This window comes from Rhizobium mongolense subsp. loessense, from assembly GCF_900099775.1.
GTDB classification, from domain to species: domain Bacteria; phylum Pseudomonadota; class Alphaproteobacteria; order Rhizobiales; family Rhizobiaceae; genus Rhizobium; species Rhizobium loessense.
The window spans coordinates 28374-43595 of record NZ_FMTM01000010.1; the positions used below are offsets into that span (position 1 = coordinate 28374).

The following is a 15222-nucleotide window of genomic DNA, read 5'->3' on the forward strand; positions in this document are numbered from 1 at the left end:
TCAGTAACCCGCTTTCTGCCGCTGGCGGCGAATATGCGGCGGCATCTCGGCATAGACGCCCTCGAAGATGTCGCGCACGGAAGGCCTGCCCCCGGCATGCAGTGTGCCGTGCTGCTCTGCCTTTCTCTGCGCCTCGATGACCTCGTCGATGATCTCGGCCTCCGCCTGAAGATGACGTTCTTCGGACCAGACGCCCCTGACGATCAGATGCTTCTTCAGGCGAAGAACCGGATCGCCAAGCGGCCAGGCCTCAGACTCGGTCTTCGGACGATAAGCGCTTGGATCGTCAGACGTCGAATGGGCGCCGACGCGATAGGTCACATATTCGATCAGCGTCGGGCCGAGGTTCCGCCTGGCGCGCTCGGCTGCCCAGCAGGCAACGGCATAGACGGCGAGATAGTCGTTGCCGTCGACACGCAGCGCCGGGATCCCGAAGCCGAGACCGCGGGCAGCGAAAGTACCGGAGCCGCCGCGGGCGATGCCCTGGAACGTCGAGATCGCCCATTGATTGTTGACGATATTGAGGATCACCGGAGCTTTGTACGTGGAGGCGAAAACCAACGCGGAGTGAAAGTCGGATTCGGCTGTCGAGCCATCGCCGATCCAGCCGGCGGCGATCTTGCTGTCGTTCTTGATGGCCGACGCCATCGCCCAGCCGACTGCCTGAACATATTGCGTGGCGAGATTTCCGGAGATCGTGAAGAAACCGTGGTCTTTCGAGGAATACATGATCGGCAGCTGCCGGCCGTGCAGCGGGTCGCTCTCATTCGAGTAGATCTGGTTCATCATCTCGACCATCGGATAGTCGTCGGCGATCAACAGTCCCGCCTGGCGATAGGTCGGAAAGTTCATATCGCCCTTGCGCAACGCCTTGCGGAAGGCGCAGCTGACAGCTTCCTCCCCGAGATGCTGCATATAGAAGGATGTCTTTCCCTGGCGTTGCGCCATCAGCATGCGGGCATCGAAAGCCCTGAGCTTCATCATGTGGCGAAGGCCGATGAGCAGTTCGTCGTCAGAAAGCATGCCCGACCACGGGCCGACTGCCTCACCGTCGCGATTAAGTACGCGGATGATCGAATAGGCGAGCTCGCGGATGTCCTCTGACGCGACATCCACTTCAGGTCGCGGTACCGCGCCTGCCTTGGCGATCTTGACGTTGGAAAAATCAGGCTGGCCGCCCGGACGGACGGCGGGTTCGGGGACGTGCAAGCTCAGTTGAGCGAATTCCGTCATATGGTCTCATTCCTCCCTTTGCCGCCCGCTCCTCTCCTCCAGGAAGCGACGGCTCATCCTTGGTGTTACAGATTGCGCGCAATCACCATGCGCTGCACATCGCTCGTTCCCTCATAAATCTGACAGATGCGGACATCCCGGTAGATCCGCTCGACCGGATAATCGGCCATATAGCCGTAGCCGCCATGAATCTGGATCGCGTCGGAACAGACCCGCTCTGCCATTTCGGAGGCAAAGAGCTTCGCCATCGACGCTTCCGAAAGACAGGGCAGGCCGCCTTCGCGCAATGCCGCTGCATGGAGGACGAGCTGGCGCGCGGCCTCGATCTGCGTCGCCATGTCGGCAAGGCGGAAGGCGACGGCCTGGTGCTCGATGATCGGTTTGCCAAAAGCGACACGCTCGCGCGCGTAGTCGCGCGCCGCCTCATAGGCCGCGCGTGCCATGCCAACCGCCTGCGCGGCAATGCCGATCCGCCCGCCTTCGAGATTGGCAAGCGCAATCCGGTAACCTTCCCCCTCCGCGCCGAGCCTTTGCTCGGCGGGGATCCGCATGCCGTTGAAGGCGATCTGGCAGGTATCGGTCGAATGGAGGCCAAGCTTTTCTTCGACACGGATGACCTCGTAACCGGGTGTATCGGTCGGCACGATGAAGGCGGTGATACCCTTCTTGCCGGCTTCGGGATCGGTGACTGCGAAGACGATGATCATCTGGCCATTTTTGCCCGACGTGATGAACTGCTTGGCGCCGTCGAGCACATAATGATCGCCGTTGCGGCGCGCGCGGCTGCGCAGGTTTGAGGCATCGGAGCCTGCCTGGGCCTCGGTCAGTGCGAAACCTCCGATCCATTCGCCGCTCGCAAGCCTCGGCAAGAAGTGCTGCTTCTGTTCTTCATTGCCGAATTTCAGGATCGGCACACAGGCAACCGAGCTGTGGACGCTCATGATGGTCGAGCACGGACCGTCGCCGGCGGCGATCTCTTCGAGCGCGGCAGCATAGGCGACAGTGCCGGTGTCGGAGCCTCCAAAGGCTTCCGGAACGAGCATGCCGAGCAGGCCGAGCTCGCCCATTTCCTTCAGTTCCTCGCGGGGGAAGGCGTGATCGCGGTCGCGGGCGGCTGCGCCCGGGGCCAGGCGCTCGCGGGCGAAATCGCGCGCGAGATCGCGAATTTGCTGCTGTAGGTCGGAAAGAATCATCTGCTTCCTCCCTTAGTGCCGTTCGAGGGCGACTGCAGTTGCCTCGCCGCCGCCGATGCAAAGTGCGGCCATGCCGCGCTTCAGGTCGTATCGCTTAAGAGCCGCAAGCAGCGTGACAATGATACGTGCTCCCGATGCACCGATCGGATGGCCAAGCGCACAGGCGCCACCATGCACGTTGACCTTGTCGTGCGGCAGATGGAGATCGCGCATCGCAGCCATGGCGACGACGGCGAAAGCCTCGTTGATTTCGAAGAGATCGACTGTATCAAACGACCAGCCGGCGCGATCGGAAAGCTTCTCAAGAGCACCGACCGGCGCCGTTGCAAAGAGATTGGGGGCCTGCGAATGGGTAGCCTGGGCAGTGATCGTGGCAAGCGGCTGCAATCCGCGGCGTTCGGCCTCCGAGCGGCGCATGAGGACGAGGGCGGCCGCACCATCGGAAATCGAGCTTGAATTGGCAGCGGTCACCGTCCCGCCGTCGCGGAAGGCAGGCTTCAGCGCCGGAATCTTTTCAAGTTTTGCCTTGCCCGGCTGTTCGTCATGGGCAACCGTCAGTTCGCCTTTGCCGGTCTTGATGGTCACCGGTGTGATCTCTTCATCGAAAAAGCCGGCCTCGATCGCCTTTTGCGCCCGCGTCAGCGAGGCGATTGCATAATTATCCTGTGCGGCGCGTGTGAATTGATAGGCCTCGGCGCAGTCTTCCGCGAAAGTGCCCATCAAACGTCCCTTGTCGTAAGCATCCTCAAGCCCGTCGAGGAACATATGATCGACAACGCGCCCGTGGCCGAGCCGGTAGCCGCTACGTGCCCGATCGAGGAGATAGGGCGCATTCGTCATGCTTTCCATGCCGCCGGCGACGGTGATCGAGGCATTTCCTGCGGCAATGAGGTCATGAGCAATCATCGTCGCTTTCATGCCGGAGCCGCACATCTTGTTAACGGTGCTGGCGCCGGTCGAAAAGGCAAGGCCAGCGCCGATGGCCGCCTGCCTCGCCGGCGCCTGGCCCTGGCCGGCCGGCAGCACGCATCCGAACACCACTTCATCAACGGCCCCGGCCTCGACGCGGCTGCGTTCAAGTGCGGCTCGTATTGCGGCGGCTCCGAGCGCGGGCGCCGTAGCATCCTTGAGCTCGCCCTGAAATCCGCCGATCGGGGTACGTGCCGAGCCGACAATCACGACAGGATCCTGCGATGGCATTTTACTCCTCCCTGACGGCGCCTAACGGGCGCCCATCCGCAATGCGCCGTCGAGGCGAATGACCTCGCCGTTTAGCATGCTGTTTTCACATATATGGCGCACCAGAGCGGCGAATTCAGCAGGCCGGCCGAGCCGCGGCGGGAAGGGCACGCTCCTGCCGAGTGATTCGCGAACCTCAAACGGCATGCCTGCCATCATCGGTGTTTCGAAGATGCCGGGAGCGATTGACACGACGCGAATACCGTGGCGGGCAAGCTCGCGGGCAATTGGCAGCGTCATAGCGGCCACACCACCCTTGGAGGCGGAATAGGCCGCCTGGCCGATCTGGCCGTCAAAGGCGGCAACCGAGGCGGTATTGATGATGACGCCACGCTCGCCTTCGCCATCCGGCTCCTGTTGCTGAATGGCGGACGCGGCAAGGCGGGTCATGTTGAAGGTGCCGATCAGATTGATGGCGATCGCGTGCGAAAAGCTCTCGAGCCGATGCGGCCCATCACGTCCAATGACCTTTTCGGCCGGGGCAACGCCGGCGCAATTGACGAGCCCACGCAGGCCACCGAAGGTATCGAGCGCAGCGGCGACAACGCGCGCACCGTCCTCCTCGCTGGTCACGTCGGCACACACGTATGAAACCTGCGCGCCGAGCTGTGCGGCGACCGTCTCACCTGCCTCTTCATTAAGATCCGCAATGACGACGCACGCCCCGTCTTCGACCAGCATCCGCACGGTTGCTGCGCCAAGACCGGACCCGCCGCCTGTGACGATGAAGGTTCCTCCACGAATCAGCATGGATCATCTCCCACAGCCCTACGATGCTCCTCTCATGTAGCGCCCAGCCAGAATAGCACGGACTTTATGTCGTCCCACTATTGCAAGCGATGACAGAACTGCTTCATATTTTTGGACAATTTTACCACACGCAGAGGAAAGGCGATGACTGAACTCGAAAGGCGCATGATCGCACCAGGATTCGTCGAAGAGGCACTCGAAAGCTTGCGCCGGATGGGAAAACCGACAGCCCCGCTCATTGCTGCGCTCGGACTGCCTCAGCGTGTCGACCAGCCGATATCGGCCGAGCGCTACGGTGCACTGTGGCTCGCGATTGCGGCCGAGCTCGATGACGAATTCTTCGGAATGGGCGCAAGGCCGATGCGCAGCGGAAGTTTCACGCTGCTCTGCCACTGCGTGCTGCACGCACGAAGCCTCGGCCAGGCGTTACGCCGGGCACTGCGCTTCCTCAATGTCGTCCTGGAGGATCCGCGCGGCAAACTCGTCGTCCGTGACGGCCTGGCTGAGATCGAGCTTGCGGACGCCGGCGGGCCTCGCTCGGCTTTCGCCTATCGCACCTACTGGATCATTTTGCATGGTATCACGTGCTGGCTGGTCGGCCGCCGGATCCCCATCCGGCTTGTCGATTTCCGCTGTGATGAGCCAAAACAGGGAGCCGATTACCGGCTCTTCTTCGGTGCCCCGGTCGGATTCTCTCAACCGGTCAGCCGGCTGGGTTTCGACAGTGCCATGCTGGACCTGCCGGTTTCGCGGACCGAGCAGGCACTAAAACAGTTCCTGCGTGGCGCACCGGCGAACATCCTCGTGCGCTATCGCTATGATGCTGGGTTCGCTTCCAGTGTCCGCCGGAGACTGAGCAGGCTGCCGCCGGCTGCCTGGTCGAATTTCGTGGACCTTGCGGCCGACCTGCGAATGCCGGCTTCCACCCTGCGTCATCGCCTGAGTGACGAAGGGCAAAGCTATGCCGGCATCAAGGATGATATCCGCCGAGATATGGCCGTCGACATGCTGCTCAATACGCCAAAGACGATCGGCGACATTGCCACACAACTCGGCTATTCCGAACCCAGCGCATTTTTCCGGGCCTTCCGCAAATGGATGTCGACGAGCCCGGATGCTTTCCGCCGGGAAAGCAGGCAAGCGGTGCAGGCAATTAAGACGCCGGCGCCTGGCTCAGTCATCAGCGAACCAAGATCGCCCTGAAATCGTTGACGTTGGTGCCTGTCGGGCCAGTCTCGAAGAGGTCGCCGATGGCCTGGAAGGCCGAATAGCTGTCGTTGCCATCAAGCAGGCGGCGGGGATCGAGGCCGCCTTCGCGCAGGCGCCTGACGGTGGTGCCGTCGGCAAATGCGCCGGCATTGTCTTCCGAGCCGTCGATACCGTCGGTGTCGGCTGCCAGGAGATAGATGTCGTGTCCGTCGATCGCGAGTGCCGCGGCAAGCGCAAATTCCCCGTTGCGCCCGCCTCTGCCACCTTTGGCACGCAGTGTCACGGTGGTCTCGCCGCCCGAGAGGATGACGGCCGGCTTTTCGAACGGTCGGTTGCGGACAAGCACCTCACGGGCGATTGCCGCGTGCACCAGTGCAGCATCACGGGATTCTCCCTCGATCGAATCCGACAGGATCACGGGGGTGATGCCATTGGACTTCGCCAGTTGAGCGGCGGCCTCGAGCGATACGCCGGCCGAAGCGATGATGTGATGTTCGTGTCCTGCAAAGATCGGATCGTCCGCAAGGGGGGCGTCTGCGGCCGGTGAGCCCAGGTGATCGAGCGCTGCCTTCGGAAGCTGCAGGCCATATTGCCGGACGATCTCGATCGCCTCATGCCGGGTGGAGCGATCGGGAACAGTGGGACCTGAGGCGACATGGGCGGGATTGTCTCCCGGGATATCCGAGACGATCAGGCTGACGACGCGCGCTTTCGTGGCCGCCGCGAGCCGCCCGCCCTTGATGGTGGATAGATGCTTGCGCACGACGTTCATCGCCGAGATCGGCGCTCCGGAGGCCAGCAGCATTTCATTCAGCGCGATTTCATCATCGAGTGTCAGGCCTGCGGGTGGTGCGGGCAGAAGGGCCGAGCCGCCGCCGCAAATCAGCGCAATCACCAGATCCTCCGGCCCCAGATGCTTTACCGTCTGGACCAGCCGCTTCGATGCGGAAAGACCTGCGGCATCCGGCACCGGATGGGCGGCTTCGATGATGTCGATCTTTTGTGTTTCGCAGCCATAGCCGTAGCGCGTCACGACCACGCCAGCAAGCGGCGCGTCCCAGACGCTTTCAAACGCGCGAGCCATTTGTGCTGCTCCCTTGCCCGCGCCGATCACCACCGTTTTGCCTTTTGGCTTCGCAGGCAGATGCGCCTTGATACCCGACAGGGGATCGGCGGCACGGACAGCGGCGTGAAAAAGCGATGTCAAAAAAGTGCGGGGGGAAGAAACAGCCACAAGTAAATCTTTCGAATCTGCACTGCCGGACGTGTCGACGCACCGGCATCTCCTTCGCGGCAGCTTCCAAGAGATTGGTCTCTTAGGCAAGGCAGGTTCGGGCGATTTCGTGTATCTGCGATAAGACATCGATCGCATGATCCCAGGCGAGGCCCATGCGACCTTGCAGCGTCGTTGGCCTGTCGGCACGAACGCCCTTGCGTGGTGTCAGACGCGGATAGCCGATGGGCTCGTGCCAAATTTCGCCTTGAAGCTTGCGGCGAAATGCGCCGGTGTCGAGAATCCGCAGGCAGCTGCGATTTCGGTGATACTGACCTTGCCGGCGCGGACGATTTCGTAAGCCACCGCAAGCCGCCGCTCCTGCACGAAACGGTGAGGCGTCTGGCCCGTGGTCACTTTGAACATCCGGGCGAAGTGATAGGAGCTGAGGCCTGCCTCCGCGGCAAGCCGGTCGAGGCTGAGGTCGCCAGCGAGATCGGCATCGATCAATTGTGTGATGCGTTTCAAATTATGGGGCGAAAGCCCGCCCTGGAGCACGAAGTTGCTGGATCGCACCGGACCGTTCTTGCGCAGCACTTCAAGCAAGATGAGATCAGCTGCCTGGGCAAGCAAAAGGCGGTTGGTGCTCTCCGACCAATCATTCGGGAGGATCGCCCGGTTGATGATGTCCGCAACGAAGCCATCGGAGAAGAAACTCAAGTCGGGAAGCGTCAAGGTTCGGCTGTCGCGATCGAAGACCTCGCCGGCCAGCCGCTGGAACCGGCTCTGAGAGATGTAGATATGACAGAAATAGACGTCGCGGAGGACATGCCAGGCGCTGTCACCATCTGCCGGTAACAGACAGAGCGCTCCCGACGAGCCTATCCCCGACTGCCCGCTGTCCATGCGGCGCACGGTACCATCCAGATAAAGGCTAACGGTGTGGTGCCCGGGATCGCGATAGGAAAGGCGGCTGTTGGCGAAGTTTCGCCATTGCGCAATCGTCAGGCCGCCGCCGAGATCAACCTGCCGCAGCAGCTTGGCGCCCACACCTTCCAAAGCGGATGAAATCGATCCCGTTTGCATGCTTTCTCATAAGGCCGCGGCGGCATCTCCTGCAACTGGGTACTGCCGAAGACCGCAAGATTTCGATAGTCGCGCAAGTCCATGATAGCGGCAGGTGGTGCAGCGCCATAGAAGACGCCGTTCAATGCCTCCGACAGGAAAGACAGCTCATGGCGCCGCTTCTCTTCGTTCTCACCGTCCTTATCTGGGGCACCACGTGGTTTGCGATCAAGCTGCAGGTCGGCATTGTGCCCGCGGAGGTTTCGATCCTCTACCGTTTCGCGCTCGCAGCCATTGTGCTGCTTGGATTGCTGGCGCTGCGCCGGCGCCTGCCGCAACCGCCATTGAAGCATTGGCTAACGGTCGGCGCTCAGGGCCTTTGCCTGTTCTGCTGCAATTTTCTCTGCTTCTATTATGCCGCCGGCATGCTGCCGAGCGGCATCGTCTCGGTCGTTTTTGCAATGGCAACCCTATTTAACGCGGCGAACGGCTGGCTCCTTCAAGGAAATCGCCCGAGCGGCCGTGTGATGCTGGCAGGCGCCGTTGGACTCGTCGGCCTGATGCTTCTTTTTGCAGATGAGATGCGCGCTCTCCACACCACGCCTCAGGGCGGACTTGGCCTTCTGCTGGCACTTGCCGGCACCTATTGCTTCTCGCTCGGCAATTTCCTCTCCGCTCGCCATCAAAGGCTGGGGCTCGATCTTTCGTCGACGACGGCCTATGCGATGGTCTGCGGCGTGGCAGCGCTGGGCACCATTGTACTTGTCCGCGGCCTGCCTCTTACTTTCGATCCATCGCCGGTCTATACGGGCGCGCTGCTCTATCTTGCGATCCCGGGAAGCGTCGTCGGCTTCCTCGCCTATCTGGCCCTCGTTGGCCGATGGGGGCCGGCGCGCGCCTCCTATGCGACAGTGCTGTTTCCGCTCGTCGCCTTAACGGTCTCGACACTCTTTGAAGGCTATGTCTGGACCGCCGAGGCCGTGCTCGGCCTCATCTTCGCGCTTGGCGGCAACGTCATCATGTTCGGCAGGCCCATCAGGCTGCAGCGAGCCGCACCAGCAAGCCCGACGTGAGTGCTGGATCTGGCAGGCGGTCCTGCCGCTAGTAAATCCGCAATTTAAACTGCCTTTGGTGATGTGTCGTCGCGGTTGTTTTCCGCTTTGACGAGGCCGTCGCGAAGGTGTTGAACATCGGATTCCTGAGCGTAGTGCATCGTTGCAAGAAATGACGGTATGTCAAATTGCGGGGCAAGCGCTCTTACTTTCTCGAGATGACCTTTAGCGGCGATTTCATCACCGAGCCAGCCGTAGCATGCAGCGACGAAGGCGTGCTGGACCTGGTCCATAACTGACAGATGCATAAATGCTTCGATTGCCTCGCCGTACTGATGCGCGGCAAAATGTGATTTTCCAAGGTGGCTCCAAAACCGCTCGGGGTGATGAGGATTGAGCCGCATTGCTTTACGGATCCATTCTATCCCCTCTTCGGGCCGCCCGAGCCACGTCAAAAGCTCGCCTTGCTGAACCACCACCAGGTCATAATTTGGATTGAGGGAAAGCGCGCGCTCCTGGTGATACCGCGCTGTGGTCAAGGCATTGTTATTGACGTTCACCGCTGCCAAAATTCGGTGGACGTCAGCGTCGTTGTCATCCAGCGCCAGGGCCCGATCCAACGCGGCAACGATCTCATCCCAAACTGCATCCTTGTCTTCGCACCAGCCGTTGACCCATGCTTGGCCCAGAATGCACGCACGCCACGCATGGGCATGGGCATAACCTGGGTCTAGCGCGACGGCCCTGTCTATAAGCAATTGCGCCTGCTGATTGTCCGAGACAGTGCCCTTGTGATGCAGCACCTTGGCGGCAAGCGCGCACTCGTACGCGGCCATATTCGCTGGTTTTGTTCGTGCAAGCTGGTCGCGTTGGGCTGCTTCGACGCGACCGGGCAAAGTGGCCACTATCGCGCCCGTCACCTCGTCCTGTATCGCGAATATGTCGTCAAGCTTCCGATCGTATTTGTCTGCCCAGATATGAGCATCGCTGATTGCATCGATGAGCTGCACGGTCACACGAACCCTGTCGCCTATCTTGCGAACGCTTCCCTCCACCAAGTACTGAGCCCCAAGCTTTTCCGCGACTTCGCGTACGTTCACGGCGCGGTTTTTATAAACAAAGCTCGAATTGCGCGAAATGACGAACAGCTCGTGACGGCGGGATAGTTCGGTGATGATGTCTTCAGTAAGACCATCGGCGAAAAACTCCTGATCGGGGTCGCCGCTCATGTTGATAAATGGCAGCACAACGATCGAAGGTTTCGCGACAGATCGGTTCGCATCCGATCCGTCCAATCGAGCGGGGAGGGTGGACGCTTCGAGCCCGAGGCGAAAGAGATGAACCGGACGGCTTATATTTTTAAGCGTCTTTTCTCCCAGATCCTCGATGGCGACTTCGAGCCGGTCGACAATTTGTGTCGCTACGGCCGCGGTGATGCAGACGCCGCCGACATCTGCCAATTGTTCGATCCGAGAAGCAATATTCACACCGTCACCAAAAATATCCTGCTCGTCAAAAATGATGTCGCCGAGGTTGATCCCGATCCTGAATTCGATCCGCCGATCTTGGGGCACGTCCGAATTGCGCCGCTTCATACGCTGCTGGATCTCCACGGCGCACTTTACCGCATCAGAAACGCTCTGGAATTCGACAAGCATGCCGTCACCGGTCGTCTTAATGATGTGACCCTTGTTCTTCGCAATCGCGGGGTCCATCAGCTCGATTCGGTGAGTTTTCAAGCGGGCCAGTGTGCCTGCTTCATCGATCTCCATCAGCCGGCTGTAGCCTGCCATGTCGGCCGCCAGGATCGCGGCTAATCTCTGTTCCATTTCATGTGCCAACAAACAAGAATGACGTTCTTTCGCGAGAGCGCTAACCCAGAGTACGATAATCTCCCGGTTCGGACGCCCGACATTCGATTTTACAGCACGTCGAGGAAATCGACTATCTAAATTAGTTGATGCTTTTATACGTGGGGCGCCACCGGAGATGGGGACGGCAATTGCCGATTGCGACGCTCTTGCACTGGCGACTGCTACCAAGTGCCGGTGGCGAGTGCGAACGGTGACCATTCGGCAAAGTCGTAGCGGATCGGCAGTGCGTCAGCGCGCCAGACAACACGGCGTGGACGAAAACGCCAGTAGCGTTCGGCCCCATCTAAGGGCTTGACGCAAGGGTAATCGAACAACAGCTCCGCCTCGCCGGTCAGTTGCAGGAGGTCGCCGGTCGAAAAGTCAAAAAACGCAAGCCCGGCGCGCGGATTGAGCATGATATTGCCAAGTGTGTTGAAGAAGTGGTTGCCGGTGAAATCGGGAATCGTCAGCCACCCGTCTTTGCCGATATGGACAAAGCCCGAACGACCGCCGCGATGCGAGACATCGACCTGTCGAGCTCCGGAAACGTCTGCATAGGTAGCGACGAAAAGCGTATCCGCCTGCTCCACCAGTGCGCGGGCCGCACCGTCAAGCGTAGAACTTTCACGCGGTGGCACACAAGAGGGTCGCGTCGGATCGCGAACGAACCGGACCTGCCGAAGCTGGATGTATTTCGGGCAGTTGCCGAAGCTCTGATCGACCAGAACATCGAAGCCGCCCGCATGCCGGTGCAATGTGCCGTTCAAGCGGTTGCGGCGGCGCGTGTCGAGATCGATGCCAAGAAGGGCGAGAGGGGAGCCGTGGTCCATGCCGGTTTCGGCAGGATCGGCAAACTCCCTTTCCAGGTCGACGCAGAGCCTGGCGGAATCCGGCGCATGGAGAAAGCCCGGCCGACCGGAACGAAGAGTGGCCCAGACGTCTCCGTCTCGGTCCACGGCCCCCAAGACCACCATCGGCAGCAGCGGATAAAACTCCCTGTGCTGGTCGATCAGATGATCGCGCACGACGCGGCGCCCGACCTCATCCATTCGCGCTTGGACGCCGAGCCGCGTCTGGAGAGCGATTTCACCATGATGCCATGGCGACGCAAACAAAGTCGGGCTTTCCACAGCAATACTCCTCAAGCCGCAAGGCCGACTGGGGTCTTCTGGAAGTCAACAAAGCCGGGCAGCGCCTCGACACGGTTTAGCCAGGCGCGGATGTTTGCATAGTCTTTGAGATCCACGTCGCCCTCCGGGGCGCGGGCCACGTAGCTGTAAAGGGCGACATCGGCAATCGTCGCTCGGTCGGCAGCGATCCAGTCGCGGCCTTCCAGCTCAGCCTCTATGAGCACTAGTATGGCATGAGCGCGAGGGATGGCCTCTTCCGGGCGATAGGGTGCCTTGAAAACATTGATAAGCCGCGCCTGCGCCGGACCATGCGCGATCTGACCGGCCGCCACTGATAGCCATCGCTGGACGGCGGCGGCACCTTTGGAATGTTCGGGAAGCCAGTCGTTCCGTCCTGCCTTCTTCGCAAGATAGACAAGAATGGCATTGGAATCGCAAATGATGGTGCCGTTGTCGTCGAGCACCGGGACCTGGCCGAACGGGTTCAGCTTGAGGAATTCAGCCTGCTTGTGCTCCCGTTTCGCCAGATCGACGAGCACGAGCTCGTGGTCGATGCCAAGCAGGGAGAGAAAGAGCCGCGCACGATGGGCGTGGCCCGACAGCGGATGATAGTAGAGCTTCATGTCAGCCTCCTGAGTCATAAGATCGGCTGCATGATGATTATTAAGATCGATGATGGTAAGAGTGAAAAGTGACACTAAACCATTTCATATCCTGAAATAATAAACTCGGCCCAGGAGAGGTTGATGGACCGGTGGCAGGCGATGCGGGTATTCGTACAAGTGGTGGACAGCGGCGGTTTTGCGCTGGCCGCTAAAGTCCTGCATATGAGCCCTCCGTCGGTAACGCGAGCGGTATCCAAACTGGAAAGCTTGATCGGTACGCGCCTCCTCGTGCGCACGACCCGTTCGCTAAAGCTGACGGCAGCTGGCGAAGGTTATATGGCCGACTGTCGACGGATTCTGGCGGAAATTGCCGAGGCGGAAGCCAATGCGGCGGGCAGCTTCACGCATCCGGCGGGATTGCTTACCGTGACGGCGCCTGCGCTTTTCGGGCGCATCCACGTGCTTCCTGTGATACTCGATTTTCTCGATCTTTATCCTGCCATGCAGATCAAAACCGTGTTCGTCGATCGCGTCACCAACCTCGTTGAGGAAGGTCTGGACGTTGCTGTGCGTATCGCATCACTTCCCGCCTCCGGCCTCGTCGCGCGTCGGATCGGGTCTATCCGGCAGGTGCTTTGCGGTTCGCCCGACTATTTCGCCCGTGAGGGCGAGCCGGAAAGCCCGGAGGATCTTGCGGGTCACAGAATGATCGGACGCGACGGGCTTTTTGGCCATTCCGAATGGCTGTTCGGAAAGGACAGTAGCATTCGCGTGCCCATCAGCGCCAGGCTCATCTGCAACACGAATGACGCAGCGATCGCGGCCGCTGTGGCCGGCTGGGGGCTTTCCCGCTTCCAGTCCTACCAGGTGGCGCCCGAGATACAGGCCGGGCGTCTCAGGATCGTGCTTGCAAAATACGAACGCGAGCCGGTGCCGGTTCACATCGTTCATGCGCAAGGGCGCATGGTTTCCGCCCGGGTGCGTGCCTTCGTGGATTTCGCGGCGGAACGCTTGCGACGCCGCGCGGGCGTGAATGCAGAGCTTTCGAAAATCAGATGAACGCCAGCGAAAAAAGCACGCCGCGAGATACTCACGGCGACGTCCGGGCGATGACGTCACTCATAGTTCGAGGCGCTTGAAGGCTTCCGCAGGCGCATCGTTTGATCGCATGAGGGCTTTCATCAACTCAAGCATGCAGCGTTCCCGAGCGGGATCCTGAAGGGGCCACTCTTGCCCGGGATCGGTTGCCAGATCATAGAGACGCGTTTGTTTCTCTAGCAATGCTCCAGGCCCATAATTGTCGAACATCGGCGATCTTTCGGTCACCGGCACCCGCAGCAGAGGAACATTCTTGGTCCACGAAAACGGCTTGGCCAAAGTCGCCGCTGACAGTTCTTCCGGCGTGAATGGCCGCGTTATGTGCGTAGGCATAACTGTATACTGATAGATATCCTGCTTCAGGAGATCGGCTGGAAACCTGTGGTATGTATAGCGGCCATCGGTTACGTTGACTGCGCCGCCGAAATAGCCAAAGATAACCGCGTCCTTGGAATTCGGCTTCAGAAGCGACTGCCCTTCTGTCTCTGGCGGGGCATCTACTCCAAATATATCGAGAAATGTCGGCCCCACGTCGATGGACTGGGTCAGCCGGTCGATCCTTCCCGCAGCGGGCCTGCGCGGATCATGGATGAACAAGGGGATGTGTACGATCTCCTCGTACATGTTCATGCGGTTCTTGGCCCAAAAATCGTGTTCCCCGAGAAGGAACCCGTGATCGGTCGTGACGATGAGCGCGGTGTCTTTCCACATGTCGTGTGTATCGAAGTAATCGAGCAGCTGGCCGAGCAAAAAATCGCATAGTGACACGATTGCGTAATAGTTGGCTCTGAGTTCATCAGCTTCTTCCGGCAGTTCCTCAACCCGTCCATAGCGGGGCCAATCACGGATTGGCCCATTCCATCCGGTCTTGAAAGGTTCCTTGAAGCGCTCCGGCGCGAAGAAGGGTTCGTGCGGATCGAATGTTTCGATCTGCAGTAGCCAGTCATCAGCCTGGCGATTGAGGTCGAGAAACTCCAAACCATGCGCAAAGCACTGCACAGAGGGGAAGTCCTTTTCTTGCCTGATGAATTCTCGATTGATCATGTAGGGCCCGTACTTGCTGATCGGGCCGCCGCCGGTCTGGGCTTCGTGATATTTTTCCCGTAGACGCTCCCAATGAGGCTGCACCATCGCCTTCCACGGATCCGACTCCTGACCTCGCACGAACTCGAAGGTCGAATACCGATTGTGATAGGTCGCGCCGCCGTCTTCCCAATAATGGTAGTGATCGGTGATCAGGTGGCTATGCACGCCATTCTGCTTGAGAAGCTCGGGAAAGGCATTGTCAAATGGTTCGAGGGGCCCCCAACTGCGATGCAGAAAAGTCAGGCGTCCTGTCAGGAGATCCCGCCGTGCCGGCATGCAGGGCAGGGAGCCCACATAATGCTTGTCATAGACCATCGAGCGCCCGGCAAGGCGGTCAAAGTTCGGCGTTGGTATTCGAGTTCCGCCGTAACAGCCGAGCATGTGGCGATTGAGGGAATCGAAGAGAACAAAGACGGTTTTCATTGGCAAACTCCTCTTACGCGGTTGCTCCTGACGACAAGCGCAGCCCGCCCGCGCCCGGGCGGGCGTTGCGCGG

The 15222-nt window shown here is 60.2% G+C and carries 13 protein-coding genes; 3 read left to right on the plus strand and 10 right to left on the minus strand.

All coding sequences use genetic code 11. The annotated features are described in order from the left end of the window. The 4 genes from BLP23_RS25830 to BLP23_RS25845 all read right to left on the minus strand — a co-directional run bounded on the left by BLP23_RS25830 (position 1) and on the right by BLP23_RS25845 (position 4415). Positions 1–1233, minus strand: a complete 1233-nt coding sequence (locus tag BLP23_RS25830) for a 3-methyl-2-oxobutanoate dehydrogenase (2-methylpropanoyl-transferring) subunit alpha (protein ID WP_092587603.1) — start codon at positions 1231–1233, stop codon at positions 1–3. Between the two features lie 65 nt (positions 1234–1298). After that, the gene (locus tag BLP23_RS25835; protein WP_092587604.1) at positions 1299–2426 is read right to left on the minus strand and encodes an acyl-CoA dehydrogenase family protein; all 1128 of its coding nucleotides are present in this window, start codon (positions 2424–2426) and stop codon (positions 1299–1301) included. Between the two features lie 12 nt (positions 2427–2438). After that, complete coding sequence (locus BLP23_RS25840) at positions 2439–3626, minus strand: acetyl-CoA C-acyltransferase (RefSeq protein WP_092587605.1); 1188 nt, start codon at positions 3624–3626, stop codon at positions 2439–2441. A 21-nt stretch (positions 3627–3647) separates the two neighbouring features. After that, on the minus strand, positions 3648–4415 hold the full coding sequence (locus BLP23_RS25845; protein WP_092587606.1) for a 3-hydroxyacyl-CoA dehydrogenase: 768 nt from the start codon (positions 4413–4415) through the stop codon (positions 3648–3650). A gap of 144 nt (positions 4416–4559) precedes the next feature. Here BLP23_RS25845 and BLP23_RS25850 point away from each other — a divergent pair, with 144 nt between their 5' ends. Beyond that, positions 4560–5618 (plus strand): AraC family transcriptional regulator, encoded by a 1059-nt coding sequence (locus BLP23_RS25850; RefSeq protein ID WP_208603203.1) that lies wholly within the window; start codon positions 4560–4562, stop codon positions 5616–5618. Here the strand turns inward: BLP23_RS25850 and BLP23_RS25855 are convergent. Continuing rightward, positions 5596–6858, minus strand: coding sequence for a glycerate kinase type-2 family protein (locus BLP23_RS25855; RefSeq protein WP_092587607.1), 1263 nt, complete (start codon positions 6856–6858; stop codon positions 5596–5598). The two genes, BLP23_RS25850 and BLP23_RS25855, sit on opposite strands and share 23 nt — an antisense overlap. A gap of 207 nt (positions 6859–7065) precedes the next feature. Continuing rightward, complete coding sequence (locus BLP23_RS25860; protein ID WP_092587608.1) at positions 7066–7923, minus strand: helix-turn-helix domain-containing protein; 858 nt, start codon at positions 7921–7923, stop codon at positions 7066–7068. A 149-nt stretch (positions 7924–8072) separates the two neighbouring features. Between BLP23_RS25860 and BLP23_RS25865 the strand changes: the two genes are divergently transcribed. Continuing rightward, entirely contained in the window at positions 8073–8975 is a 903-nt protein-coding gene (locus tag BLP23_RS25865; protein ID WP_092587609.1) for a DMT family transporter, read from the plus strand. A 44-nt stretch (positions 8976–9019) separates the two neighbouring features. Here the strand turns inward: BLP23_RS25865 and BLP23_RS25870 are convergent, their stop codons facing one another. The 3 genes from BLP23_RS25870 to BLP23_RS25880 all read right to left on the minus strand — a co-directional run bounded on the left by BLP23_RS25870 (position 9020) and on the right by BLP23_RS25880 (position 12560). Next, the gene (locus BLP23_RS25870) at positions 9020–10783 is read right to left on the minus strand and encodes an adenylate/guanylate cyclase domain-containing protein (RefSeq protein ID WP_092587610.1); all 1764 of its coding nucleotides are present in this window, start codon (positions 10781–10783) and stop codon (positions 9020–9022) included. Between the two features lie 206 nt (positions 10784–10989). Further along, the gene (locus tag BLP23_RS25875; RefSeq protein ID WP_233426818.1) at positions 10990–11937 is read right to left on the minus strand and encodes a pyridoxamine 5'-phosphate oxidase family protein; all 948 of its coding nucleotides are present in this window, start codon (positions 11935–11937) and stop codon (positions 10990–10992) included. Between the two features lie 11 nt (positions 11938–11948). Further along, positions 11949–12560 carry a glutathione S-transferase family protein gene (locus BLP23_RS25880; protein ID WP_092587723.1) on the minus strand — a complete coding sequence of 204 codons (612 nt, stop codon included), beginning with the start codon at positions 12558–12560 and terminating at the stop codon, positions 11949–11951. Positions 12561–12683: 123 nt separating this feature from the next. On the opposite strand from BLP23_RS25880, the gene BLP23_RS25885 reads away from it, so the two are divergent. Next, positions 12684–13601 carry a LysR family transcriptional regulator gene (locus BLP23_RS25885; RefSeq protein WP_092587611.1) on the plus strand — a complete coding sequence of 306 codons (918 nt, stop codon included), beginning with the start codon at positions 12684–12686 and terminating at the stop codon, positions 13599–13601. A 60-nt stretch (positions 13602–13661) separates the two neighbouring features. Here the strand turns inward: BLP23_RS25885 and BLP23_RS25890 are convergent, their stop codons facing one another. Next, on the minus strand, positions 13662–15149 hold the full coding sequence (locus BLP23_RS25890; RefSeq protein ID WP_092587612.1) for a sulfatase: 1488 nt from the start codon (positions 15147–15149) through the stop codon (positions 13662–13664). Positions 15150–15222 lie beyond the last annotated feature (73 nt).

Excerpts from the sequence above, each read along its gene's own strand:
- BLP23_RS25835 (WP_092587604.1), bottom strand. The coding sequence starts at position 2,426 with ATGATTCTTTCCGACCTACAGCAGCAAATTCGCGATCTCGCGCGCGAT.
- BLP23_RS25850 (WP_208603203.1), top strand. The coding sequence starts at position 4,560 with ATGACTGAACTCGAAAGGCGCATGATCGCACCAGGATTCGTCGAAGAG.
- BLP23_RS25840 (WP_092587605.1), bottom strand. The coding sequence starts at position 3,626 with ATGCCATCGCAGGATCCTGTCGTGATTGTCGGCTCGGCACGTACCCCG.
- BLP23_RS25860 (WP_092587608.1), bottom strand. The coding sequence starts at position 7,923 with ATGCAAACGGGATCGATTTCATCCGCTTTGGAAGGTGTGGGCGCCAAG.
- BLP23_RS25830 (WP_092587603.1), bottom strand. The coding sequence starts at position 1,233 with ATGACGGAATTCGCTCAACTGAGCTTGCACGTCCCCGAACCCGCCGTC.
- BLP23_RS25880 (WP_092587723.1), bottom strand. The coding sequence starts at position 12,560 with ATGAAGCTCTACTATCATCCGCTGTCGGGCCACGCCCATCGTGCGCGG.
- BLP23_RS25870 (WP_092587610.1), bottom strand. The coding sequence starts at position 10,783 with ATGGAACAGAGATTAGCCGCGATCCTGGCGGCCGACATGGCAGGCTAC.
- BLP23_RS25890 (WP_092587612.1), bottom strand. The coding sequence starts at position 15,149 with ATGAAAACCGTCTTTGTTCTCTTCGATTCCCTCAATCGCCACATGCTC.
- BLP23_RS25845 (WP_092587606.1), bottom strand. The coding sequence starts at position 4,415 with ATGCTGATTCGTGGAGGAACCTTCATCGTCACAGGCGGCGGGTCCGGT.
- BLP23_RS25885 (WP_092587611.1), top strand. The coding sequence starts at position 12,684 with ATGGACCGGTGGCAGGCGATGCGGGTATTCGTACAAGTGGTGGACAGC.
- BLP23_RS25865 (WP_092587609.1), top strand. The coding sequence starts at position 8,073 with ATGGCGCCGCTTCTCTTCGTTCTCACCGTCCTTATCTGGGGCACCACG.